The 22,449-nt window shown below is 71.4% G+C and carries 19 protein-coding genes; 6 read left to right on the forward strand and 13 right to left on the reverse strand.

Annotated features, from left to right (window positions below):
* Positions 1 to 85: 85 nt before the first annotated feature.
* The 3 genes from FREUN1FDRAFT_RS42940 (at position 86) to FREUN1FDRAFT_RS09155 (ending at position 2,209) form a co-directional block, all read left to right on the forward strand.
* On the forward strand, positions 86 to 493 hold the full coding sequence (locus FREUN1FDRAFT_RS42940) for a hypothetical protein (RefSeq protein WP_006539726.1): 408 nt from the start codon (positions 86 to 88) through the stop codon (positions 491 to 493).
* A gap of 16 nt (positions 494 to 509) precedes the next feature.
* Positions 510 to 1,034, forward strand: a complete 525-nt coding sequence (locus FREUN1FDRAFT_RS09150; protein WP_157474535.1) for a HEPN domain-containing protein — start codon at positions 510 to 512, stop codon at positions 1,032 to 1,034.
* A gap of 431 nt (positions 1,035 to 1,465) precedes the next feature.
* Positions 1,466 to 2,209: an SDR family oxidoreductase gene (locus tag FREUN1FDRAFT_RS09155; protein WP_006539729.1), complete on the forward strand. Its 744-nt coding sequence runs from the start codon at positions 1,466 to 1,468 to the stop codon at positions 2,207 to 2,209.
* Between the two features lie 61 nt (positions 2,210 to 2,270).
* On the opposite strand, the gene FREUN1FDRAFT_RS09160 is transcribed toward FREUN1FDRAFT_RS09155, so the two are convergent.
* The 10 genes from FREUN1FDRAFT_RS09160 to FREUN1FDRAFT_RS43635 all read right to left on the reverse strand — a co-directional run bounded on the left by FREUN1FDRAFT_RS09160 (position 2,271) and on the right by FREUN1FDRAFT_RS43635 (position 17,701).
* Positions 2,271 to 2,765 carry a gluconokinase gene (locus FREUN1FDRAFT_RS09160; protein WP_035951040.1) on the reverse strand — a complete coding sequence of 165 codons (495 nt, stop codon included), beginning with the start codon at positions 2,763 to 2,765 and terminating at the stop codon, positions 2,271 to 2,273.
* Positions 2,766 to 3,049: 284 nt separating this feature from the next.
* Positions 3,050 to 3,535 (reverse strand): adenylyltransferase/cytidyltransferase family protein, encoded by a 486-nt coding sequence (locus tag FREUN1FDRAFT_RS43630; protein ID WP_006539731.1) that lies wholly within the window; start codon positions 3,533 to 3,535, stop codon positions 3,050 to 3,052.
* Entirely contained in the window at positions 3,532 to 4,557 is a 1,026-nt protein-coding gene (locus FREUN1FDRAFT_RS09170) for a CDP-alcohol phosphatidyltransferase family protein (protein ID WP_006539732.1), read from the reverse strand. The genes FREUN1FDRAFT_RS43630 and FREUN1FDRAFT_RS09170 overlap by 4 nt, the downstream gene beginning before the upstream one ends.
* On the reverse strand, positions 4,554 to 5,894 hold the full coding sequence (locus tag FREUN1FDRAFT_RS09175; protein WP_232295116.1) for a glycosyltransferase: 1,341 nt from the start codon (positions 5,892 to 5,894) through the stop codon (positions 4,554 to 4,556). The genes FREUN1FDRAFT_RS09170 and FREUN1FDRAFT_RS09175 overlap by 4 nt, the downstream gene beginning before the upstream one ends.
* A 53-nt stretch (positions 5,895 to 5,947) precedes the next feature.
* Positions 5,948 to 8,284, reverse strand: a complete 2,337-nt coding sequence (locus FREUN1FDRAFT_RS09180) for a LamG domain-containing protein (protein WP_006539734.1) — start codon at positions 8,282 to 8,284, stop codon at positions 5,948 to 5,950.
* 465 nt (positions 8,285 to 8,749) lie between these two features.
* Positions 8,750 to 9,319, reverse strand: coding sequence for a hypothetical protein (locus tag FREUN1FDRAFT_RS09185; RefSeq protein ID WP_006539735.1), 570 nt, complete (start codon positions 9,317 to 9,319; stop codon positions 8,750 to 8,752).
* A gap of 497 nt (positions 9,320 to 9,816) precedes the next feature.
* Positions 9,817 to 11,097: a glycosyltransferase family 4 protein gene (locus FREUN1FDRAFT_RS09190; protein WP_006539736.1), complete on the reverse strand. Its 1,281-nt coding sequence runs from the start codon at positions 11,095 to 11,097 to the stop codon at positions 9,817 to 9,819.
* Positions 11,097 to 13,700: an O-antigen ligase family protein gene (locus FREUN1FDRAFT_RS39620; RefSeq protein ID WP_232295117.1), complete on the reverse strand. Its 2,604-nt coding sequence runs from the start codon at positions 13,698 to 13,700 to the stop codon at positions 11,097 to 11,099. The genes FREUN1FDRAFT_RS09190 and FREUN1FDRAFT_RS39620 overlap by 1 nt, the downstream gene beginning before the upstream one ends.
* A gap of 194 nt (positions 13,701 to 13,894) precedes the next feature.
* Positions 13,895 to 15,670 (reverse strand): hypothetical protein, encoded by a 1,776-nt coding sequence (locus tag FREUN1FDRAFT_RS09205; protein ID WP_006539738.1) that lies wholly within the window; start codon positions 15,668 to 15,670, stop codon positions 13,895 to 13,897.
* A 1,062-nt stretch (positions 15,671 to 16,732) separates the two neighbouring features.
* Positions 16,733 to 17,701 carry a (2Fe-2S)-binding protein gene (locus FREUN1FDRAFT_RS43635; protein ID WP_006539739.1) on the reverse strand — a complete coding sequence of 323 codons (969 nt, stop codon included), beginning with the start codon at positions 17,699 to 17,701 and terminating at the stop codon, positions 16,733 to 16,735.
* Positions 17,702 to 18,483: 782 nt separating this feature from the next.
* On the opposite strand from FREUN1FDRAFT_RS43635, the gene FREUN1FDRAFT_RS41265 reads away from it, so the two are divergent.
* From FREUN1FDRAFT_RS41265 to FREUN1FDRAFT_RS09225, 3 genes are all read left to right on the forward strand, one after another.
* Positions 18,484 to 19,176: a CrcB family protein gene (locus FREUN1FDRAFT_RS41265; protein ID WP_006539740.1), complete on the forward strand. Its 693-nt coding sequence runs from the start codon at positions 18,484 to 18,486 to the stop codon at positions 19,174 to 19,176.
* Positions 19,173 to 19,544 (forward strand): fluoride efflux transporter CrcB, encoded by a 372-nt coding sequence (gene crcB / locus FREUN1FDRAFT_RS09220; RefSeq protein ID WP_006539741.1) that lies wholly within the window; start codon positions 19,173 to 19,175, stop codon positions 19,542 to 19,544. Before FREUN1FDRAFT_RS41265 ends, crcB begins: the two co-directional genes overlap by 4 nt.
* A 178-nt stretch (positions 19,545 to 19,722) precedes the next feature.
* The gene (locus tag FREUN1FDRAFT_RS09225; RefSeq protein ID WP_035951081.1) at positions 19,723 to 20,175 is read left to right on the forward strand and encodes a pyridoxamine 5'-phosphate oxidase family protein; all 453 of its coding nucleotides are present in this window, start codon (positions 19,723 to 19,725) and stop codon (positions 20,173 to 20,175) included.
* 50 nt (positions 20,176 to 20,225) lie between these two features.
* On the opposite strand, the gene FREUN1FDRAFT_RS09230 is transcribed toward FREUN1FDRAFT_RS09225, so the two are convergent.
* The 3 genes from FREUN1FDRAFT_RS09230 to FREUN1FDRAFT_RS09240 form a co-directional block, all read right to left on the reverse strand.
* Positions 20,226 to 20,648 carry a molybdopterin-binding protein gene (locus FREUN1FDRAFT_RS09230; RefSeq protein ID WP_006539743.1) on the reverse strand — a complete coding sequence of 141 codons (423 nt, stop codon included), beginning with the start codon at positions 20,646 to 20,648 and terminating at the stop codon, positions 20,226 to 20,228.
* Between the two features lie 366 nt (positions 20,649 to 21,014).
* The gene (locus FREUN1FDRAFT_RS09235; RefSeq protein ID WP_006539744.1) at positions 21,015 to 21,488 is read right to left on the reverse strand and encodes a hypothetical protein; all 474 of its coding nucleotides are present in this window, start codon (positions 21,486 to 21,488) and stop codon (positions 21,015 to 21,017) included.
* The gene (locus FREUN1FDRAFT_RS09240; protein WP_006539745.1) at positions 21,463 to 22,401 is read right to left on the reverse strand and encodes an LLM class flavin-dependent oxidoreductase; all 939 of its coding nucleotides are present in this window, start codon (positions 22,399 to 22,401) and stop codon (positions 21,463 to 21,465) included. Before FREUN1FDRAFT_RS09240 ends, FREUN1FDRAFT_RS09235 begins: the two co-directional genes overlap by 26 nt.
* Positions 22,402 to 22,449: the final 48 nt, after the last annotated feature.

Here is a 22,449-nt window from a genome sequence, read left to right on the forward strand (position 1 = left end):
CAGGTTCCTGACCGCGCTGAACGACAAGCCGGCCTGGCGGGCGCTCTACGGCCCGCGCTCCCCTCGGCTGCGCGACCAGGAGATCGTGCTCAGGTTCATCGCGCTCTACATCTCGCCCGGCAACTACCGGCGTCCGCTCAAGAAGTACCTCAACGACTTCGTCGGAACCCATCGGGACCTCGACGACCTGCCGGTGGAGCTCATCGAGAAGCGTTTCACCCGGGCGACGGAGCTGGTGCTGGCCGACGCCGGGAGAAACGCGCTGCGTGCTCGGGGCCGCCAGTTGAACGCTTCGCTCACCGAGGCTCTGCTGGTGGGTCTGGCCCGCCGGCTCGACGCCGGTGACGAGCCGAGCGCCGGCCAGGTGAGCATGGCGATCACGAACCTGCTCGGCGAACCCGGGATCGACTACGTGACCACCCGGGCCACCGCGGACGAGGACAGTGTGCGCAGACGTCTCGGATTGGCCACGAGGGCCTTCTCCCGCATCTGAGATGGGCATCGGACAGATGGGCAGCAGAGGGCCGCGCCGCCATGCCCGCGAGGAGTGGCCGCCCGCCGAGACCCAGCTCATTCTCGGTCGTCTCGGGGAGTTATCCGCCCTGGTGCAGGAACAGGCGCGGATCCCGGACAACCAGGAAGTCGCTTCGTGGCTGGCCCGGCTGCTCGTGGTCCGCAGCTGCGGCTATCTGGAGCAGACCGTCATCGTCACCTCCCGGGCCTACATCAGCCGGACGTCCGACGGCATGGTGCGCAACTTCGCGCTGGGTGCGCTGAAACGCGCGCCGAATCCCAGCGCCGACGCCTTGGGAGAGCTGGCGCTGCGTTTCGATCCGGCACTGAAGTCCGAGCTGAGAGCCCTGCTCGGGGCGAACGACCAGCGGTTGAGACGTGAGCTGAACTATCTGGTCGAGCTGCGGAACAAGATCGCCCATGGGCAGAACGAGAACGTCGGCGTGGCCAAGGCGCTGATCCTCAAGGAGGTCGCCTGCGAGGTCGCCGACTGGTACATCCTTCGCTTCCGGCCGCTCTGAGACCTGCCTCACCCCGCGCCGCGGCGATCTCGGCACAGCCGCCTGGCTAGGCTGCCTCCCCGGGTCGGCGAGAGTGCTGCTGCACACCTTTGCTGACGCCACGGCCGGGTTCCCTCGTAGCGTCACCATGGCCCCGCATTGCGGATGGGGTGACCTGCTTTCGCTAGGAAGGGCACGACGATGGCGGATGTATCGGTGCGTCTGCCGGCCGAGGCCGGCACTGAGATCGTCTTGAATCTGTCTCTCTCCCAGGCAGTCCGGCTGATCGAATCCCTCACGGGCAGGGTCGCGGACGTGATGACCAAGCCCGAGCGGGTGGGAGTCGGCCCACGCTGAGCGGAGGTATCGCGCGCTGAGCGGAGGCGACCCGCCTGCCGCGGTGGGCTGAACATCCACTGGTCGCACCGGCCCGGTGCGCCGATGGTGGGCCCATGACGAACACATCGACGCACCGTGTTGCCATCGTCACCGGTGGCTCCCGCGGCATCGGCCGTGAGGTGGCCCGCAGGCTCGCCGCGGACGGTTTCGCGGTCGTCGTCGGGTACGCCGGTCGGACGGACGCGGCGCAGGAGACCGTGGCCGCCGTCGAGGCCGCCGGGGGTGCGGCGATCCCCGCGCAGGCCGATGTCGCCGACGAGCACGCCGTCGCGGGCATGTTCGAGGCAGCCGGGGCGGAGTTCGGCGGGGTCGACGTCGTCGTGCACGCCGCCGGCAGGATGCCTCTGTCGACCGTCGCCGACCTGGATCTGGCGGTGCTCGACGAGCTGTACCGCACGAACATCCGCGGCACCTTCGTCGTCGCCCAGCAGGCGGCCCGCCGACTGCGCCGAGGCGGGAGCCTGATCACCTTCTCGACGTCGATTCTCGGGCTCGCCCTCCCCCGCTACGGCCCGTACGCGGCCAGCAAGGGCGCCGTCGAGGGCCTCACCCTGATCCTGGCCCGGGAGCTGCGCGGCCGGGACGTGACCGTCAACGCCGTCGCACCCGGCCCCACCGCGACCGACCTGTTCCTGCACGGCAAGGACGAGCAGACGATCGCCCGGCTGGCCGCGCAGCCGCCGCTGGAACGCCTGGGCACCCCGACCGACATCGCCGGCGTCGTCGCCTTCCTCGCGAGCCCCGCGGGCCACTGGGTCAACGGGCAGAACATCCGCGTCAACGGCGGCATCGTCTGACGTCCGCCAGTCGTCTGCCGCCAGTCGTCTGCCGTCAGCCGTCTGCCGTCAGCCAGTCCGTTCAGGCCACGGTCGGCCGGTGGGTGGTGAGCTGTGTCAGCTGGCGGAGGAGCTCTTCTAGGGGGAGCTGGCCGTCGAGGATGACGCCTTCGTCGGGGGTCAGCGGTTCCAGGGTGGCAAGCTGGGAGTCCAGGAGCGAGGCGGGCATCCAGTGGCCGGTGCGGTCGGTGAGCCGTTGCCGCAGGACGTCCGCCGGAACGCTGATGTGCACGAACCGGACGTCGCCCGCGGTGCGCAGCAGGTCGCGGTAGCCACGCCGGAGGGCCGAGCAGGCGACGACGCCGCCGGGGTGCTCGACCATCCAGGCTCGGATCAGGTGCAGCCAGGGCCAGCGGTCGTCGTCGGTCAGCGGGGAGCCGGCCGCCATCCTGGCGCGGTTCGCCGGCGGGTGCAGGTCGTCGCCTTCCAGGAAGGGGCGCCCCAGCGTGCGGGCGGCGGACGCGGCGACGGTGGACTTCCCGCACCCGCTTACCCCCATAACCACGATCGTTCCCATGCCAATCACCTTCTCACCTCCTCCTCACCTCCTCACCGCGTCACCTTCCGGCCGACGATATTGGCCTGGCGATCCGTGCCCGCCGGCCGCCTGGCGACCCACCGGGGATCTCGCGCCGCTACACAGCACCGCCAATTCATATCAATAGCGACAAACAAGGCCCGGGGCGTCATCTGACAATCCGCAAGAAGTGAGGTTTTCGGCTGTTGCAGCAGCCAGAATCCTTACTTCTTGCTCAGCAGCGACGGTAGCAACGGCGGCCCGAAGGTCGGGCGGGCACATGTTCAGGTTCGCCGCGGTATTCGTGCCGACGCCGACGGGACGGGGCCGCGCGCCTCGCTGCTCGCGAGGTCGTCGCGCTGCTGGTTGAGGAATCGGCGCAGCTCGGTGCTGGACGTGTGGACCGTGTACGGGAAGTACACGACGCGGGCCCCGACCGTGGCCAGGTCGGCTTCCAGCTTCCGTCCCTTCGGGGTGTCCTGCCAGTCGTCGCCCTTGAACAGGATGTCGTAGCGGACCGCCGGCCACATGGCGAACTTGTCGTGGTGCGAATCGACGACGACCTCGTCGACCAGGCGCAGGCTGCCGACGATCTCGAGGCGTTCGGTGAGCGGGACGACGGGCAGGTGGCCTTTCACCGCGAGGACGACCTCGTCGGTCACCACACCCACGACGAGATGGTCGCAGGCCCCGCGGGCACGGCGGATGATGTTCAGGTGGCCGATGTGGAACATGTCGTAGACGCCGGGAACGTAGCCGACGACGGTCACCGTCGGCCGCCACGCACAGCGTTCACGACGCGGACGTTCACCCCAGGCATGAACGTCGTCGGAGCGGGCGCCGTCGGAGCGGGCGGCCCTGAAGCCGCCGAGGTCGCACCGGCGCCGGTCACGCCGGTCGGGGCGTCGGCAGCGGTCACGCCGGTCACGCCGGTCGGGGCGTCGGCGGCGGTCGCGGCGGTCGCGGCGGTCGCGCCCAGTGCGGTCATCGCGCGGTAGCCGCGCAGCAGCACGCCGAGCAGGTAGAGCGTGTTCGCGGCGGCGAGGGCGGCGTAGGAGACGCAGAACGGGGCGCTGAACGCGGTACCGGCGCCGAGCAGGACGAAAATCAGGCACAGCAGCCCGTAGTCGCTGGGCAGTACGAGAAGCGACCGCCAGACCGGCGCGTGTGTCCCGGGCGCAGCGCCCGACGCGACCGGCTGGCTCCCCGCGACTGGCTGGCCTGCCGAAGCCGAAGGGCCCCCCGAAGCCGGAGGGGCAGCGACGGCCGCTGGGCGGGTCCGGCGCAGGAAGTCGCTGATGATCATTGAGAAGAAGGTGGTCGTGGCGACTGCCGCGAAGGCCAGCGGGACCAGGAGGAACCCGCCGCGGCCGAGGGCGGAGAAGCGGTAGCAGGAGACCGCGACGGACAGGTGCAGCAGCGGGATCTTCGCCGAGTCGCAGACGTGGTCGAGCCATTCGCCGACCGGGCTGCCGCCGCCGCGCAGCCGGGCCAGCTGGCCGTCAGCCGAGTCGAGGGCGTAGCCGATCACGAGGGCGAGGCAGACGGCGACGCCGACGGGTGCGGTCGGACGGACAGTCGCGAGCAGGGCGATACCGCCGAAGGTGAACAGCCCGCTGATGGCGGTCACCTGGTTCGGGGTGAGCCCGACGGTGTAGCCGGCGGCGGCGAACAGCCGGCCTAGCCGCCGGTTCACGAAACGCGAGTAGGCGGGCGCGCCTTTCGGCGACTTCTGCGCGGAGCTCAGCCGGTCCAGGGCCGCGTGGAAACCGGCCGGCGGGGAGGCGCTCACGCGTGCCTCCGATTCCCGAGGCGCAGCGCCTGCCGCCGCGGCGCCGAGCCCGGAAGCGAAAGCGGACCCGAAAGCGGAATCGGACCCGAAAGCGGAATCGGACCCGAAAGCGGAAGTGGAAGCTGGAGCGGGAGCTGAAGCTGAACAGCGGCGGGAACCGAAACGGGGACGGGAACGGGAACGGGAGCGGTGATGGGCCCGAGGTCCCCGCTCTCGGTGAAGCGGCGAAGGGAGCTGGTCAGAGTGGGCCGCCAGTGCGGGTCACGGCCGGCGAGGCGCAGGCAGAGTTTCTCGTAGCCGATCGCGACCTCGTCCCAGTCGAATTTCGCGGCGGCCCGGTTTCGCGCGAGCAGGCCGTACCGCTCACCGATGAGCGGATTCTGTTCGGTCGACTCGAGGTGGCGGGCCAGCTCGTCCGGTTCGGTGAAATAGAAACCGGCGTCGCCGAGCACTTCGCGGTTGAAGCGGTTCCCGGTGGCTATCACGGTGGCGCCCGCGCCCATCGCGCGCAGCAGCGACGGGTTGGTGCCGCCGACGCTGTGCCCGTGCAGGTAGGTCAGGCTGGCCGCGTAGAGCGCGTTGAGCAGTTCCTGGTCGTAGACCGAGCCCAGGGAGATGACCCGCGGGTCGGCGGCGAGGAGCTGGGTGAGGTCGCGGGTGTACCGCGTCGGGTAGGGATTACCGCCGACGACCACGAGTGGATGTCGGGCACCGCTCGCCAGGTATCCGCGGGCGATGAGGTCGATGTTGTTCTCCGGTTCCATCCGGGCGACGACCAGGTGGAACTCCTTCGCGCGCAGGCCGAGCTCGGCGACCCGGGCGGTCGCGGCGGATTCGAGCAGCGGTGCGCCGTAGGTGAGCACGGTCGAGTCCGCGTGGAACTTCCAGCGGTAGTAGTCCGCGATGGCGGTGCAGTCGGCGATCAGGTCATCGGCCCAGGCCACCGCGAGGGCCTCGGCCATCATGTAGTAGCGCCGGCCGGCACCGGCCCATTTGCCGCGGCGCCACTCCAGGCCGTCGACGTGCACGGCCACCGGGATTCTCCGCAGCCGCAGCAGGGGTAAGAGGGGGGCGTTGGCGGCGTTGAAGAGCAGCGCCACGTCCGGCCGGTGCCGCAGGGCGTGCGCGACGCTCACGGTGGTGTGGCTGAGCGTCTCCAGCGATCGGCGGCGCAGCGCCGGCAGCTCGATTCTGCGCATTCCCAGGAATTCGTCCGGTCCTTTTCCCCGGCAGTAGACGGTGACGTCGTGGCCCAGCTCGACGAGCCGGCGGCCGACCTCCTCCACCGCCGTCTCGAAGCCGCCGTAGTTCGCCGGCACACCACGGGTACCGAGCATGGCTATTCGCATTGCGCCCCACCCCACGTTCAGATTCCGTGCGTGCCCCGCAACTAATTTGTTCTTCCGGCCTGGTTGTGCCGTTGGATCTGGGCCGGTGTCAGCGCGGTCGGGTAGATCGCCACCTCGTCGATCGCACCGGCGAGGAAGTTGCTGGTCGGCCGGTCCGGCCAGAAACCCAGGGCGTCCCCGCCGACCCGCCAGTAGCCACTGAACGCCTGGGCGGACGTCGTCGCCGGGTCCTGGCCGACCTGGGCACCGTCGACGTAGAGCGACATCCCCGCGCTGGACAGGGTGGCCACCACGTGGTGCCACCGCCCGTCGTTGTAGGCGCCGGCGCTGGTGATCGTCCGGAAGCCGCCCGGGTTCACGCCGAACGTGACGCGGCCGGCGTTGGTCAGGTATATGTGCCGGTCGTAGCTGAAGGACGTCCCGGTGTTGCTGGCGCCGAATCCGAGGAGCTTCCCGCCACGGGCCGAGGCGGTGTTGAACCAGGCCTCGGCGCTGAACGTGGCCGGCCCGGTCACCGCCGTCGGCGTGGCACCGAAGCCGGTGGAGGTGCCGCTGAAGGTCGAGGCGGTGTCCGCGTCACCGGCGATCGCCCCCGGGGTGCCACGGGTCACGGTGCTCCCCAGGCGCAGGTCCGCGCCGCCTGCCAGGTCGACGGAGGTGGTGGTGCCGGCCGTCTCGCCGAGGCGCCAGTAGTTCGTCGGCCCGTCGGCAAGGACGGTCCGGGCGTAGGCGCTGGTCGGCGCGGGGCCCGCGCCCGTCACCGTCACCGGTGCGCTGGTCGGGCCCGGGGTGATGTTGCCGAGCGGGTCGGACACGTAGACGCGGTAGGTGTGGGTGCCGGCGCTCAGGCCGGTGTCGACGAACGTGGCCTGCTGCGGTTTCCAGAACCGCCCGTTGATCGTCGTGGTGTGGACGGGGCTCGCGGTGTTGCCGTCCCGGACGATCCGGTAGGTGAGGGCCTCGTTGTCGTTGTCGTAGGTCGTCGTCCAGCTGACCCGCGCCGTGCCCGCGCCCACGGCCTGGACGGTCGGGGTGAGAGCCGCGGCGGAGTAGACCGGGCCGACCCGGTTCGGCGCCACCGCGCGGATCGCGAAGCGGACCAGGCCCTGCTGGGGCGTCCCGTTCACGGACGGGAACTCACCGCCGAGCGACAGGTAGCCGCTGTTCCCGGTGATCGACCAGGCAGCCTGACCCTGGCCGGTGAACGTGCCGGCGGCGAGCCTCGGGTACCAGTTGAGCTGCGTCGGGGCCGGGTTGCTGGCGAAGTCGGCGTAGCCGATCAGCGTGTTGCGCCCGACGGTGCCGGTCGCCGCGGTGGTGTGCGCCAGCGCCCGGTAGTAGGACATCGGATCGGTCTGCGGGAAGGCTCCGATGTTGCCGCAGAAGTGCGCGTGCCCCACGTTGTACAGGACGCCGCCGACGGCGAAGTTGTCGTAGGTGTCGCCGTGGCAGTCCTCGATCCAGATCAGGTCACCGGTGGTGGGGTTCGCGGCGAAACTGCCCTCGAGGTTGCCGCTCGTCGCCCCGGACACCCAGCCCGACCCGTAGATGTTCGTGCCGTCGGTGCGCAGGCTGTCGATGCTCGCCTTGTCGCCCGAGTTGCGCACGGTCTTGTTCGCCGCCCACGGCAGGGTCGCGCCGGTGGTGGCGTCGACGGCGCCGAGCCCGACCGCGGACACGCCGTTGAGGGAGTTGAACTGGCCGCCGACGATGACCCGGGACCGGTCAGGGGTCAGGACCATCGCGTTGACCTGGCCGTTCGCGGCCGCCGGCGCCCAGTTCAGCAAAGCCCCGGTGGACGTCGAGTAGGCGGCCAGGCGGGAGCGGGTGTTCCCCATCGCCGAGGCGAAGACCCCGCCGGCGTAGAGGGTCGAGTCGGAGGCGGTCAGGGCGCGTACCGACGCGGCGGCGCCGCCGGTCCAGCCGCTGACGAGTGAGCCGTCGACGGTGTTGAACGCGGCGATCCGGTTGCGGGTCTGCCCGTCGACGGAGGTGAAGTCGCCGCCGACATAGATCCTGCGGCTGTCGGGTGAGGCGGTGATCGCCCGGCCCTGGGCGTTGAGCGTGTGGTTGAAGCCCGCGATCAGGTTGCCGGTCGTGATGTCGTAGGCGAGCAGGTTGCCCCGCGGGGTCTCGTTCACGCCGGCGGCGGCGCCGGCGGGCCGGGCCGCGGTGAAGCTGCCTGTCACGAAGACCGTGTTGCCGACGGTCGCCTGCGCCCACACGACGCCGTTCACCTGGACGGTCGGCAGCGCGTCCGCGCTGACCGTCGCCGGTGTCGACGGGTCGGGTGGCGCGGTGTCCGCCGCGGCGCCCGGTGCCGTCAGCAGGACGGACGCGCCGGTACCGACGGCGGCCAGGGCGGCGACCGCGGCCACGCCGACGAGGCGCCTGGCGAACCTGCCACGCCCGGTAGACCGCTTGTCCGGCTGCCCGACGCCGCCGGCCGGCCGGCCAGGCCTGCCGGCAGGTAAACCTCCGCCTCGCCCTGACTTTCGCCGTGTCACACGCATCACGCTCTTCCCACGCCGAGCGTGACCAGAAGCACGCCCGCCATTGCCCGCCGAAGAATTAACCGCCACACGCCGGTATTTCGGGGAACCCTACACAGCTGCCCACGCCACCTCAACCGTTAAGCATTGCGACGAATTCAGCCGTGCGGCGGCACGTCACGGAAACCGACGAGAACCAACGGCGAGCCAACCGGGCTCGGCCAGAATTTCGTCGACCCGATAAAGAGATCAGGCTGCTTTTTGAAACCGGTGCCGGCGGTGGATGTGCACCAAACGGGACGCCAGCGGACCGCTACGTCAGCGGACCGCCGCGCCGGCAGACCGGCCCCGTCAGCCGACGGGACCGGTGAAGACGACCGCCGGTTTCGTCGGGTCGTAGCTGACGACGGCTGTGACCCTGGCCCGCTGGTCCTCGGGGACGAGGAACACGTAGACGCCGCCCGCGGTACGCCCCGGCTGCAGCGTTCCGGCCAGGGGCCGCACCGTTCCGCCGTCGTCGGGCTGCGCCGGCGTGTCGTCCGCGCCGTAGGACACGGTGATGTTGGCCCCGCTCAGGTCGAGGACCTGCCCGGAGTCATTGCGCAGGGCGAACGTGAAGGCGACGGCGGGCCGGCCGGTGAACTGCCCCGGCCCCTCGCCTGCCGAGCGCACCGGGCTGATGTCGGCCACCGAGACGACGACCCTGCCAGCCCCGGACGCCGGTGCCGTGAACGGTGCCGGGCCGGCGGTCGGTGCCGGCGCGCTCGGCACGGCGGCGAGCGCGGTCGGGAAGGGGCCCTGCTTTCGGTAGGGGTCGTCCCCCGCCCCGTCGTCGTCGCCACCTCCGCAGCCGGCCAGCGCGACCACGGCCGCGAGAACCCCGGCCAGCACCCCGGATTCAAGGACGGATAACGATCTCACGCCGGGAACCCTACGACCCGTCGCGCTTCACCAGCCAGTTCCCGCCCGAGGCGCCGGCGAATTCCATCGATTCCTACGACCTTTTCCTCAGACCACGGACGAGAGACGGATACCCGGCCCTCCGTTATGGTGCACCTGCTTTCCGGCCGCTGAGCCGACCGGCACTTCAGTGCCATCCTTCCCGCGGATTTCCGATGGGCCCGCGGAATACCCGTGACCTCGTTCCGAAGCCCGTCGCGGGCTCCCGAGCCTCGGGCTTCCGCGGCCACCGCCGCTCCCGAGCAAGAAGCGGGGATTTTGGCTGTTGCAGCAACCTGAATCGTCACTTCTTGCGGATTGCCAAGTGACTTTATGTCCCTTTTATCACTATTGGGGGGACTTGATCGGTGGGACTTGCTGGCGCCGTGCGGCGCCGCTGGCCGGTGAAGCGGGAGCGCGCCGGAGTTGTGCTGGTGCAGGCACGAGATGTGCCGGAGCCCTGCTGGTTCCGGCGCCGGTCAGCCCGGGTTTGCCAGGCGGGCCGCGGCCAGCGTGCCGATCAGGGCGTTGATGTGGGCGTGGTAGCGCTCCAGGCCGAACCGTTCGGCGGCGTCGGCGCGCCCCGCCGCCGCCAGTCGGGCGGCGAACGGCCAGTCGTCGAGCAGGGCGCCGACCGCCGCCGCCAGGGCCGCGGGGTCGTCCGGGGGGACCAGCAGGCCGGTGCGTTCCGCGATGACGATCTCCGCGAGCCCCTGGGTGGCGCTCGCGACCAGCGGACGTCCGGCGAGCAGGGCCTCGACCGCGACGTTCCCGAACGGTTCGACCCGGGACGGGACCAGGACGATGTCCGCCGCGCGGAGGAAGGGCTCGATGTCGGGCTGGAAGCCGTGGAAGCGCACCCGGCCGGCGAGCCGAGGGCCGGCGGCGACGTCCCGCAGCTGCCGCTCGTACCACTCGTACCCCTCGAATGTGCTGCCGACCAGGTCGAGCTCGACGTCGCGGCCGGCGTCGCGGAGCCTGAGCAGCGCGTCGAGGGCGACGTCGGTGCCCTTGCGCGGGGAGAGCCGGCCGACGAGAACCAGCCGAGCCGGAGTGCCCGGCCGCACCGGCAGCGGTGACGGCGGTGACAGCGGTGACAGCGCGGGCGATGCCAGCCGGCGCGGCGGCAGCGCGGGCGACGCCAGCTCGGGCGATATCAGGGCGGGCGATGACGGCGAGGGCGGCGACGGCGAGGGCGGCGGCGCTGGTCCGCCGGCGCGTGCGACCCCGTTGTAGACGAGCTCGGTCCGTCCGGCCAGCGCCGGCACGGCCGCGGCGAGGGTGGCCGCCGCGGCGGAGCTGTTGACCACGATCGTCCGGGCCAGCAGCAGCGGGGCGGTGAGGGCGACGCCGACGAGCCGGCCGGTGCGCTCCGCCTCGTGCACGTGGACCAGGCTCGGCAGCCGGCACAGCCGCGCGGCCACCAGCCAGACCGGGATCGTGATCGTGTTCACGTAGAGGACGTCCGGCCGGACCAGCCGGATCAGGCGGACCAGCCGCCCGACCGCGGCCACCATCCGCGCCGCGAGGCCGAAGGCCCGATGCGGGCGCAGGTACCGCTTGCGCAGAACGGGGACGTCACCGGCCCGGACCTCGGCCCCGGCCTGTTCCAGTAGCGGCCACAGCGGCCCCGGGTTCGGCAGGACCACGACCGCACGTGCGCCGGCGGCGACGACCCCGCGCACCGAGTCGAGCAGCATCCGGTCCGCGCCGTACAGCTCGGCGGAGGGATGCGCGAACAGGACCGTCCGGCGGGCCATCAGCCGGCCCCGGCCGGGATCCGCTCCGGCGCCGGCCGGCCCGTCGGGCGCACCGGCACCGAACCGTCGAGACCGTCCGGACCTCCCGCTCGCGCCGAACCTCCGGGACGTCCCGCAGGCACCGGACCTCGTTCGGGCGCCGGCCCCGCGGAACCGGCTTGCCGGCGGGTCAAGGCGCCGGTCCAGCCCACGATCACCGCCAGCAGGATGTTCGCGACGTTGGCGGGTGCCGCCATGTGCTCGGCGGTCAGGCCGTCGAAGAGGAGGAACAGCAGCAGCGCGGTCAGCAACGTCAGGTCCGCCCGCTCGTCCGGCCGGACCCGGCGCCACAGCCCGCGCAGCGCGACCACGATCCCGCCCAGCAGCGCCAGCCAGAGCAGCGCACCGATCGCACCTCCGTCGACCAGGACGTTGACGAACGCGTTGTGCCCGCCGCCGAGACCGATCGCGTCGAGGAAGATCCCGCGGGAGGCGGTCAGCCCCCAGCCGGTCATCGGTTTCCGCTCGAACGCGTCGAGGGCGAGCGACCACAGGTTGGTGCGCTCGTTGAGCGTGGCCAGCTTCTCGGCGGACTCGCCCCGGCTGAGGTAGGACAGGACGACGTCCGAGGAGGTGACCGCCGCGATCGCGGCGAAGACACCGATCGTGACCAGCAGGTCGAGCCGGCGGGTACCGCGGGTGCTGCAGACCATCGCCAGCAGCGCGGCGACGACCGCCCCGCCGAGGGCGCCCCTGGTCCGCGAGGCGAGCAGCCCGGACCCGACGACGACCAGCAGCACCTGGTACGTCCAGGTCGGCCAGATGCGGTGCTCCCGGCCCGGCCGGGTCAGGTAGACGGTCAGGATCACCGTCGCGGCGCCCAGGTAGATCCCGGCGACGACCGGGTGGACGTACAGCCAGGTGAAGCGTCCGGCGGTCTCGCCGCTCACCGGCGGGAACCGGTGCAGCGCACCGAACAGCACCGAGCCGGCGACGGTCGCGGCGAAGGCGTGGGCCAGGCCGTGCAGCTGGGCGCGGCTGGCGTACCGCGCCGCGGTCTGCGCGACGGCCACCGTGAGCAGCAGCTGCGCCGCACGCACCACCGCCAGGCTGCCGTACGGCGACCAGAGCACCGACAGCGCACAGTAGGACCCGAAAACCCAGGCCAGGACGACGACGGTGGCGTTGCGCCGCTGGGCGGGCGCCCGCGCCACGGTCAGCAGCAGCACAACACCGACCGTCGCGTACACGGCCATCTCCGCCAGGATGAACAGGTCAGCCTGCCCGGACGTCGTCGCCTCCCTGCCGCGCATCCGGAGCTTGTAGTCGCTGGCGAGCATGAGCGGGAGCACGACGGCCGCCAGCGCCCACCGGTTCGGGCTGGGAAGGAGCCGGGGCAGCCGCCGCGCGCCCGCGCCCGGCGACCGAAGGCTTCGCGCCCGGGTCCGGGAACGGGACCAGCCCGGGTGCTGGGACCGGTGCCGGTGCCGGGAGCGGGGCTGCTCATCCGCGCGGCTGGCCAGGACGTGCAGGCACAGTGCGCTCCCCAGCCGGGCGACCGCCAGGCCCACCGGGACCGCGACCGGATGCCCTGCGGCCAGAATGACGACCACCAGTGTGACCCCGACCAGCGCGTCGCCGAGCCAGGCCAGGAACACCGTCCTGGTGCGCCGGCGCGCGACCAGCGCGGTCGCGGCGGGCAGGCCGGCCGCGAGTGCGCAGCAGTACGCCGACCAGGCGAGCACGGCGGTGCGGGGCACCTCGACCCCCGGCCCGACGACCAGATCCGCGAACGGGCCGACGAGGAGCAAGGCGACCGCGCCGACCAGCACCGTCGCCCCGATCAGCGCCGCGCTCGCGCGACGGGCCCGCCGGGCGGACGTCGCACCATCCGCCGCGAACGCCGGCAGCAGGACGTTTCCCGCCGCCGCGACCACCGTCTGCGCCGGCGCGACCATCAGCCGAGCCGCCTCGACCTGGCCGAGCACGCCACGCCCGGCGACAGCGCTGATCAGCACCCGCGCCGTGAACAGCAGTGCCGGGGTGAGTCCGGCCTGCAGCGAACGCCACACCGCGAAAGCGGCGACATCGCGCACCAGGCCCGGCGTGGGCCGGGCGGGACGCAGCTGGGCGACCGGGAGCTGTCCGAGCGCGAGCCCGATGGCGAAGGAGGCCCCCGCGCCCATCGCGAAGATCACCATGAGCAGACTGACCGTCATCCCGGCCGCTCCGGCGGCGGTGAGGGTCAGGAGCGTCACCGCGACGTAGCCGGCATCGTTCGCCGCCAGCTTCCAGAACGACAACCCGGCCATCAGCGCCCGGCGCCCGAGCTCCTCGTGCAGCCAGAGCACGATCAGCCCGGCGTACGCGGCCCCGACACCCGGCCCGAGGCCTGCGAGCCCGACCGCCACCCCGAAACCGACCACCGCGGCGGACGTCACCAGGACCCCGTGCGCGACCAGCACGGCGCCGCGCACCGCCGGATCGTCCCGGCCGAGCACGGTCAGCGCGTCACCGACGAACGCGGTGTAGAGCGCCGTGCACAGGACCAGGCAGGAGACGAGCAGGACCAGCGCGCCGAACCGGTCGGCGCCGAGGGCACGGGCGGCGGCGAGCTGCACCACCAGGCTTCCGCCCGCGTTGATGGCCTGTGCGGCGACCGCGCCGCCGGCCCGTCCACCGATCCGTCGGCCGATCCGTCGGCCGGGCGGTCCACCGGGCGGTCCACCGGGCCGTCCGCCGATCAGCCGCGGCCGCCGCGGCCGCTTTGGCAGCTTTGGCGGCTTTGGCGGCTTTGGCGGCCCGTCGCTGCGGGGCATCAGAGCCGGGCGGCGACGGATGGCTTGTGCACCGACGGCCTGTGCACGGGTGACTTGTGCAGGGCCGCGGCTTCGTGCGGCGGGGTTCGGTCAGGCCGGTCCCCGGACGTCCGCGGCCGCAGCGTCTGGGTCCGCTCGACGTCGAAGGCGATCTGGTCGCCGTAGGCGTCCTGGTAGCCGCCACGCACCCGGGGGCCATGGGTGAGCACCACTCCGACCAGGGGAACGGCTGTGGCGTCGGCCTGCGCGCGCAGCCGCCGCAGCGGACCGCCCGGGGTGCGCCAACGAGCCACCGCGATGATCCCGGTCGCGGTCGCGGCGAGCAGGAACGCGTCGGCGGTCGGACCGGTCGCCGGTGTGTCGACGAGGACGATGTCGAAGAGCTTCTTGAGCCGGCCCATCGTCTCGGTGAGCTCCGCCCTGCCCAGCAGCCCGGCCGGGTCGGTGGCCAGCTGGCCCCGGGGAACGAAGGCGAGCTCGCCGCCCTCCGCGGTCGAATACGTCCGTATGGCGGTGGCGAGGTCGGTGGTTCCCCGCGCGAGCTGGGCGAGCCCCACCGCGGCCGCGGGGAGCCCGAACCGGGCGGTGAGCCGGCCGGTTCGCAGGTCACCGTCCACCAGCGCCACCCGGCAGCCGCCGGCCGCCAGCGCCGTCGCGAGGCCCAGGGCTGTCGCCGTCCGCCCGTCCTGGCGTCCGGGGCTGGCCAGCACGTACAGCCCGCGCCCGCCGACCGCGGTGAGCACACCGGCGGCGGCGTGGTGGCCAGGCTGCGGAGAGCTCCGCGGCCCGTCAGCCTCGTCGGCGCGGCCACGATCCCCGGGACGGCCACGTCGCCTGATACCGCCGCGCTCCCTGACACCGCGACGCTCCCTGACACCGTCACGCTCAGCGGAACGGTCGCGTTCCCCGAAACGGCCGCGTTCCCCGGTGGCGGGGACCTCGCCCAGCAGCCGGGTGCCCAACAACCGGGCGGCCGCCTCGCCGTCACCGACCTCGCGCCGCCGGCCGGCCCGGAGCCAGGCCACCGTGCCCGCGAGAAGCACTCCCAGCAGCAGCCCGAGCAGGCCGCCCCGCTCCGCCCGGGCCGCACCACTGGACGGATGCGGCACCGTCGCGTTCTCGACGAACACCGTTCCCGAGCCGAACAGCGCCGCCTCCGTCTGGGCCCGGGCGGCGGTCTGCTGAAGCTCGCCGAGCGCGGTGGCCGCCGCGGCGGCCCGCGCGCTGTCGCCGGGGCCAGGCGTGAACAGCTGGTCGAGCTGGGCCTGCGCCCGTGCCACCGCGGCGAGCTGGCTGTTCACCGTGTCGTTCGTGGCCTGCAGGGTCAGCTCCCGGAAGGCCGCCACGACAGCGTCCGCCCGGCGTTCCGCCTGCTCGGCACCCGAGCCGGTGGCCGTCACTATCAGAACGTCCGCATCCGCGGTGGCGGTGACCTCGACCACCGTCTGCAGCGTCGCCAGCGACGTCCCGTCCTTCAGTGACCGCGCTGCCGTCGCCAGCACGTCGGTACTCTCGGCAAACCTTGCCCGGGCACTCGCGTACCGGCCGAGATCCGCACCGGAGGCACTGCCGCCCAGAATCACCGTGAGACCGCGGGGATTCGCCAGGCCGATCCGGGCGAGGGATTTCGTGGGCGGCGCGGCCAGCACACCATGAATCACGCCGACGAGTACGGCCAGAACTATGACCACGGATGAGGCGAGCCGGTAACGCCAGAGCGACGCCAGCGGCCCGGGGCCGACGTCGTAGTCCGGGTCATGGTCGGAGACCTGCATCACACCCCCCTGGGAGTCGGTAACGCTAACACGAACCCGACAACCGGACGGGAATCAGGAGCAAGAATTGACCATGCAAGCCAAGGCGCATCGCGGCTCGGCGAACGAAGTCAACTACCGCACCGACGCGGCAACGAATCGGTCACCCTTTTATTGCCGTGCACTGAATGATGATCCAGGATTCACCGTGGGACTTCGATACGCTCGCGCTATCCGACAGATCGGACCGATCAGTCCGGCACACTGCCGCACGATCATCAATGTGGTCGTGGATCAGCCCCGCCACGTGCCAGCGCCACGGCACGGCACGGCACCGTCTGCGCGGCGGCGCCGACGGCCGGTTGACACGGGCGGCGCGGGCCGGGTCAGGCGGCGCAGCGTTGGCTGACCCGGGGAACGCCGGAGAGCCCCAGTGGACGCTCTTCCGGCTCACCCGAAAGGTGACAGAGATGTCTGAACCAGAATCGTTCCCATCTTTTTGATGAATGACAGGCGGGCCGCGATCGGTCGTCGCAGGCTCATACGCACCGCGGGTGACCCGCGCCTCCGACATCGTCGACCCGCCACGGCGTCAGGGTGGCTGGTGGAACCCCCAGCCACCCCCGAGACCAGCGGTTTGAGGGCCCTCCGGAAGCGCCCACGGCTCGCCGGGCGGACGAAATCCCACTCCCGCAGGAGTCGGCAAGGTGCGCGGAATCGGCAACTAAAGGGCTCTTCGTGGCTCTTCCAATAAGCACCACGCGGAAGCTTGCGAAACCGGCAAAGAAATGGATGTCAAGAGATCGAGAGGAAGAGAAACGCAAAGCCCTTTAGGTTCACGAACGGAAAGGTCGCGCCCGCGTCGAAAGCTGACCAGCGCTGTCAGAAACACAGAAGTTCGACGAGATGCGCAGCCCACAAGCCCATCCCTCGGCATGCGAGGTACGGGGGCGGGAACGTCCTCAGCCCGCGGCTCCGAGCAGCGTCCGCGGCTGCCGCCGCTTCCGGCCGCGTTTTTCGCCCGGTTCCAGAACAGCCGAAATCTTCAGCTCTTCAAGCTCCGGGTTCGAGCTCAGCTCAGGCTCAGGGCCGCGCCAGCGGACAGTCGCCGCAGGTGCCGCCGCCGGGTACCCGGTAGAACAGGCAACAGCTGCGCCGCACCACGGACGGGACCACCAGCTGACCGTCCAGGGTCAGACTGTGGACCGTCGTGCCGGCCAGCGGTGGGGTCGCGAGCAGCCGCGCGGTCAACCGGCCAACGCCCTCAGCCGTCACCGGAGCCGGAGCCGAGGCCGGACCAGCAGCCGAAACCATGGCCTGAGCCTGCGACTGAGCCGCCGCCACGGTGGTCGTACTGCTCGGCTCGATACGGAGGAACCGGATCAGCATCCCTGTCGCGCCGACCAGCGCGGAGGCTGCGTTCCCCCACAGCAGGCCGAGCGCGAGCCCGGTCTCGGCCCGCACGGCCGCGAAGTACGGCCGCAGGTTCCGCTCGACGATCACCTCGTGGATCAGGTCCGCAGCTTCCAGGTGGTCATCGGCCTGCACCGCCGGCGAGGTCGGTGAGGCCGTGGTCGGTGTCGCCGACGCGGCAGTTGCGGCTGGTGTCGCCGGTGTCGTTGGTGCGGGTCGCCAGCCGGCAGGCCGGTCCACGATCAGCCGGAGCGGCGCTGTCAGCCGCGGCTGCACCCGCAGCACCGCCGGGTCGAGATCGGGGACGATGCCCGAGGTCGCCCAGGTGCCCAGCGCCACCGACCACAACCGGGCCGCATGGCCGAGCGCGAGCGTTGACGCGGCCACCCGCCGTTCGACGCCGCCCAGCCGCTCGTTGACCCCGTCGACGGCCGCGGCGAGCGCGGCGCCTCCGCTGTTGAGCTCAGCGACCGCAACGGGCTCGAACCGAGCATGTTCGACGTTGCTGGCGGAGGCCGTGGGCGCGAGGCGTTCGATGGCGTCCAGAACGTCGGCCTCGAAGTACGGGCTGATGGCAGCAAGGCTCGCCAGCGCCGAGCGCGCCCGCGAACCGTCGACCGGTACCCAGGCAGGACTCAACCGCGCCTCCTGTCGGCATGCACGACGTCCGCAGACGTCCGCACCGGGCGGTGCGCACTCCCTGGCGACCTTATCCTCAGATCTCGCCCGGCAGCAGCGGCAGTTCCAAGCCCCAGCCCCAGCCCCAGCCCCAGCCCGAAGAATTGAGGATTTTCGTCGTTCCAGCGACCAGAATCCCTCACTCAATTCTTGCCACGTAACAACGGCAGCCGAATCGGCAGCCCGAAGCCACGCCTAGTGGATCTGCGGATTTTCATCATTCCAGAGCGAACGCAAAATCCCGAGAAGCCGCGGATCCGGCCTCCGATGTCGACCTGGCGCTCCAGTCCACTCCGCACCACCCGCCGCACGGCGTACCACCGGGGATCCCGCGCCGCCACACAGCGCCAGCAATTCACACCAATAGGTGCAAACGGAGCCACGGAGTCGGTTGACGATCCGCAAGAATTGAGGATCTCGGTTGCTGCAGCAGCCAGAATCCTCAATTCTTGCTCGGCAGCAGCGGCGGCGGTGGCGGTGGCCAGGGGTCTTGCTCGGCAGCAGCGGCGGCGGTGGCGGTGGCCAGGGGTCTTGCTCGGAAGCAGCGGCGGCGGTGGCCCAGGGCTCGGGATCACTGACTACTCGCACCGCGTGCACGGATCGGGAAACTCATCGTGAGCTGATCGATGATGCCTGACCGTGACGGGGTGTCCCGTGCCTGGCATGCCGGGCCTACCAGGCGACGATGTGTACGGCCACGCGGTGCGAAACTGCGTCTGAGCTGTGTCTTCAGTGGGATCGGAGTGGTCAGGTCAGTGCCGTCGCCGTCGCACCCCCGCCCGGTCGACCCCGATGTCGACCTGTCCGATCCTGACGAACGGGCGGAGCTGCGGCCCGGCCCCTGGCCGGTGCTCGGAGCCATCGCCGTCGGTGGTGCGCTGGGGGCGCTCGCCCGCCACGGGCTCGCGGTGACCTTCCCGCACGAGCCGGGCGACTTCGACGGCGCGACACTGGCGATCAACACCTCCGGGTGCTTTCTCATCGGTGTGCTGATGGAACTGGTCGCGACCGTCTGGGCGGGGCGGCGGCTGGTCCGGCCATTTCTCGGCGTCGGTGTGCTCGGCGGTTACACGACGTTCTCCACCTACGTCGTCGACGTGCAGCAGTCGGTCGACGCGGGCGCGGTCGACACGGCGCTGGTGTTCCTCGCCGTGTCGGTCGTCGCCGCGCTCGCCGCCGTCGCGGCGGGTTCCGCCCTGGCGGAGCGCGCCCTGCGCCGGGACCCTCCGACCGACCCTGGCCTCATCGCCGACCCTGGCCTCATCGCCGACCCTGGCCTCATCGCCGACCCTGGCCTCATCGCCGACCCTGGCCTCATCGCCGACGTCGGCCCCGACCTAAGCCCTGGTCTGAGCGCCGACACCCATGCCGACGCCGGCGGCGGCGCTCGGGACTGCGACGGAGGCGGAAGCGGAAGCGGAGGTGGTGCGCGGTGACCGTTCTGTGGGTCGCGCTGGGGGCGGCGCTCGGAGCGCCGCTGCGGTATCTCACCAACCGGGCGGTCCAGTCCTGGCACCGTTCGGTCATGCCCTGGGGCACCCTGGCCGTCAATGTCGTCGGGTCACTGCTGCTGGGGTTCCTGGTCGGGCTGCCGGCATCCGCGGCGGTCCGGGCCGCCGCCGGCACGGGGCTGTGCGGTGCGCTGACCACGTACTCCACGTTCGGGTACGAGACGGTGCGGCTGGCTCGGGACGGCGACCGCCGCCAGGCCGTCCTGAATGTCGCGCTGAGCGTCAGTGCAGGTCTCGGCGCCGCGTTCCTCGGCGTGGCTCTCGGCCACGCGGTCGGCGGGCCCACCGCGTAGGCCACCGCGACCACCACGGCGGACCCTCCGGCCGGGCGATGCGGGTTCGCCCCGCGAATCCCCAGCGCGAATCCCAGCGCGAATTCCCAGCGAAGGCGGTGCGCCGGGCGTGCTGCCAGCCATACGTTCGTTCGGCACCGTCGCGCACGGCGGGCACCCGGCCCACGAAGGGACAACGATGAGAGAGCAGCGCCGAGGCCGCAAGATCGCCATGAGCCAGGCCGAGATCGACGACTTCCTCGCCGAGCAGCGGACCTGCCGCGTGGCGACCTCAAGCCCGAGCGGCCCTCATCTGACACCGCTGTGGTTCGCCTGGGACGGTACGTCGCTGTGGCTGAACTCGGTCGTGAAGAGTCAGCGCTGGACGGACCTTGAGCGGGATCCGCGGGTGGCGGTGGTCGTCGACACCGGTGACGCGTTCACCGAGCTGCGCGGGGTGGAGATCCGCGGCCGGGTGGAGAGCGTCGGGGACGTCCCGCGCAGCGGCGCCCCCGACCCCGACCTGGAAACCCCGGAGCTGCTGTACGCCCGCAAGTACACCGGTGGCGACAAGATGCACTACGACGGCCGGCACGCGTGGCTGCGGGTCACCCCGGAGAAGCTCACCAGCTGGGACTTCCGGAAGATGTAGTACCGCGCCGCGCAGCCAGCTGTGCCGCGAGGCCAGCTGTGCCGCGAGGCTCAGAGCGCGGAGAAGGCGACCTCCGTCGACTTGATCAGGGCGGTGACCGGTGTGCCCGGGGTGAGGCCCAGGTCGTCGGCGGAGGCGCGGGTGATCGCCGCGGTCAGCTCGACGTCGGACGAGAGGGCGACGCGGGCGAGTGCCATCGCGCCGCCGGTGTCGAGGCCGACCAGGGTGCCGCTGAGCTGGTTGCGGATGGTCAGCCCGGACGTCTCACCGGTGGCGAGGGAGACGTCGGTCGCCTTCACGAGCACCTCGACGGCGGAGCCGATTCCGACGCCGACCTCCTTGATGGCGTCCATGGTGACCGCGGAGGTGACGATTTCACCGTTCGGGAGCTCAATGCGAACGGTACCCATCACCGTGCCACTGGTTATGTCGGACACGGTCCCGGTCAGCCGGTTACGGATGCTCAAGGTCATGTCTGGGACAGTAACGAGGTCCTGTTGCGGTCCGGTTGCGTCCGCGCGGAAGTGCCGCGGCCGGTGTCACCTGACCTGGTCGGATCCACACCATCGTGCGGGTGGCCCGACCGGCGTGGCCGCGTGCACATCCCGAATCGGATCCCGGTTTCCGGCTTCCATGGGCCGGGCGCCGGAATCGGCGATTCCGGAAGCGGTGGTCGTCGGGTTCGGCGAATATCCGGGGCCCTCGGAGCTCCCCTGAGTCCCCCGAGGATTCCCGCGCTGTTCCGACCCGGGAATCGCCCAGCTCACCTCCGGACCGGGCCCGGTTCCGGCACCGGGCCCGGCGCAGGTCCGCGCGCGGACCTGGCATGCGGGAGCGGGTCAGGAACCCACGCGCACCAGGGTGATCGAGGTGATCCACGAGACGTACCGGCCGCCCTTGGTGTCGGAGGGCACAGTCAACCGCGGGCCGACGTCGGCGAGGGAGACGCCGTCCTCGGTCGAGGCGACGAGGGCCTGGACGCCACCGAAGCCGGAGGTGATCTCGGGCCAGGACAGGACCGACTCGTAGCCGTCACTGGCCTTGACCAGCACCGCGTAGCGCAGCAGGTCGTTCTTGACCTCGGTGCGGAACTTCGGCACGGCCGCGGTGATCAGGTCGACGAGCTTCGCACCGGTGTAGGTGTGGGTCTGCGTGCCGGAGCCGCTGACGAACGAGACCGTCTGGAATTCGGCCTTCCCGGTGGCCGGGGCGACCTCGACACGACGCGACCCGACTGGCGCGAGGCCCGTGCGGTTCGTGCCTGGCGGGACCTGCGCCGCGCCTGCGCTACAGGCTGGGCAGCCGCTCCGCACGCACTTCGGGCAGGACCTCGTCGAGCAACCGCCGTACGATGACGTCGGCGTCACCGGTGCCCGGCACCGGCGTGAAGATGAAGTGCCGGACGCCGGCGGCGACGAAGTCCCGCAGTTTCCGGATCACTTCGGCTGGCGTTCCCACCGCGGCCACGCTGTCGATCATGGCATGAACATCCTGGTTGTAGTTGCCGCCGATGGTGCGTGCCGCCTCCTCACGAGCGCGCCGGCCGTCGCTGTCGACGTTGACGAAGACGAAGGCGTACCACTCGAACCCGCGCAGATCGCGGTCGATCTCAGCCGCGACGGTGCGGATCGTCTCGACTGACGCGGCGTATCGACGCGGCGAGTACAGGTAGGGCATCCACCCGTCGCCGATCAGCGCCGCACGTCGCATCGCCGGCAGCTTGCGGCCGGCGACGACGATCGACGGTCCGCCGGACTGCGCCGGTGCGGGGTGGACCTTTACATCCCGCATCGCGTAGAAGGGCCCGTCGTGGGAGATCTCCTGCGCGGTCCACAACCGCCGCAGGAGCGGAATCGCCTCGTCCAGCCGCCGCCCACGCTCATGTATGGGCACCTGGCATGCGCGGAACTCCTGCGGATACTCGCCCCCGACCCCGACCCCGAGGACGAGCCGGCCTCCGGTGGACCGGTCGAGGTCCGCCACCTGCTTCGCGATGATCGCCGGCGGGTAGAGCGGCAACAACAGGATCGAGGTGCCGAGTCGCACCCGGTCGGTCACGGCGGACAGCCGCGCGAGGTTCATCATCGCCTCTGGCGACGGGTTACGTGAGGCTATGTGGCCCCCCGTCCACAGCGAGTCGACCCCGAGTTCCTCAAGCTGGGCGGCTCGTTTGAGGTCGCCGCCGGCAACGAACCCGACCTCGACCTTCTGCCCCGTCCGGATCATCGGAACACACCCCCCCTCATGACAAGTGCCTTCCGGCGGCCGCCACGG

Origin of the sequence: Parafrankia sp. EUN1f, from assembly GCF_000177675.1 — a bacterium.
Lineage (GTDB): Bacteria > Actinomycetota > Actinomycetes > Frankiales > Frankiaceae > Parafrankia.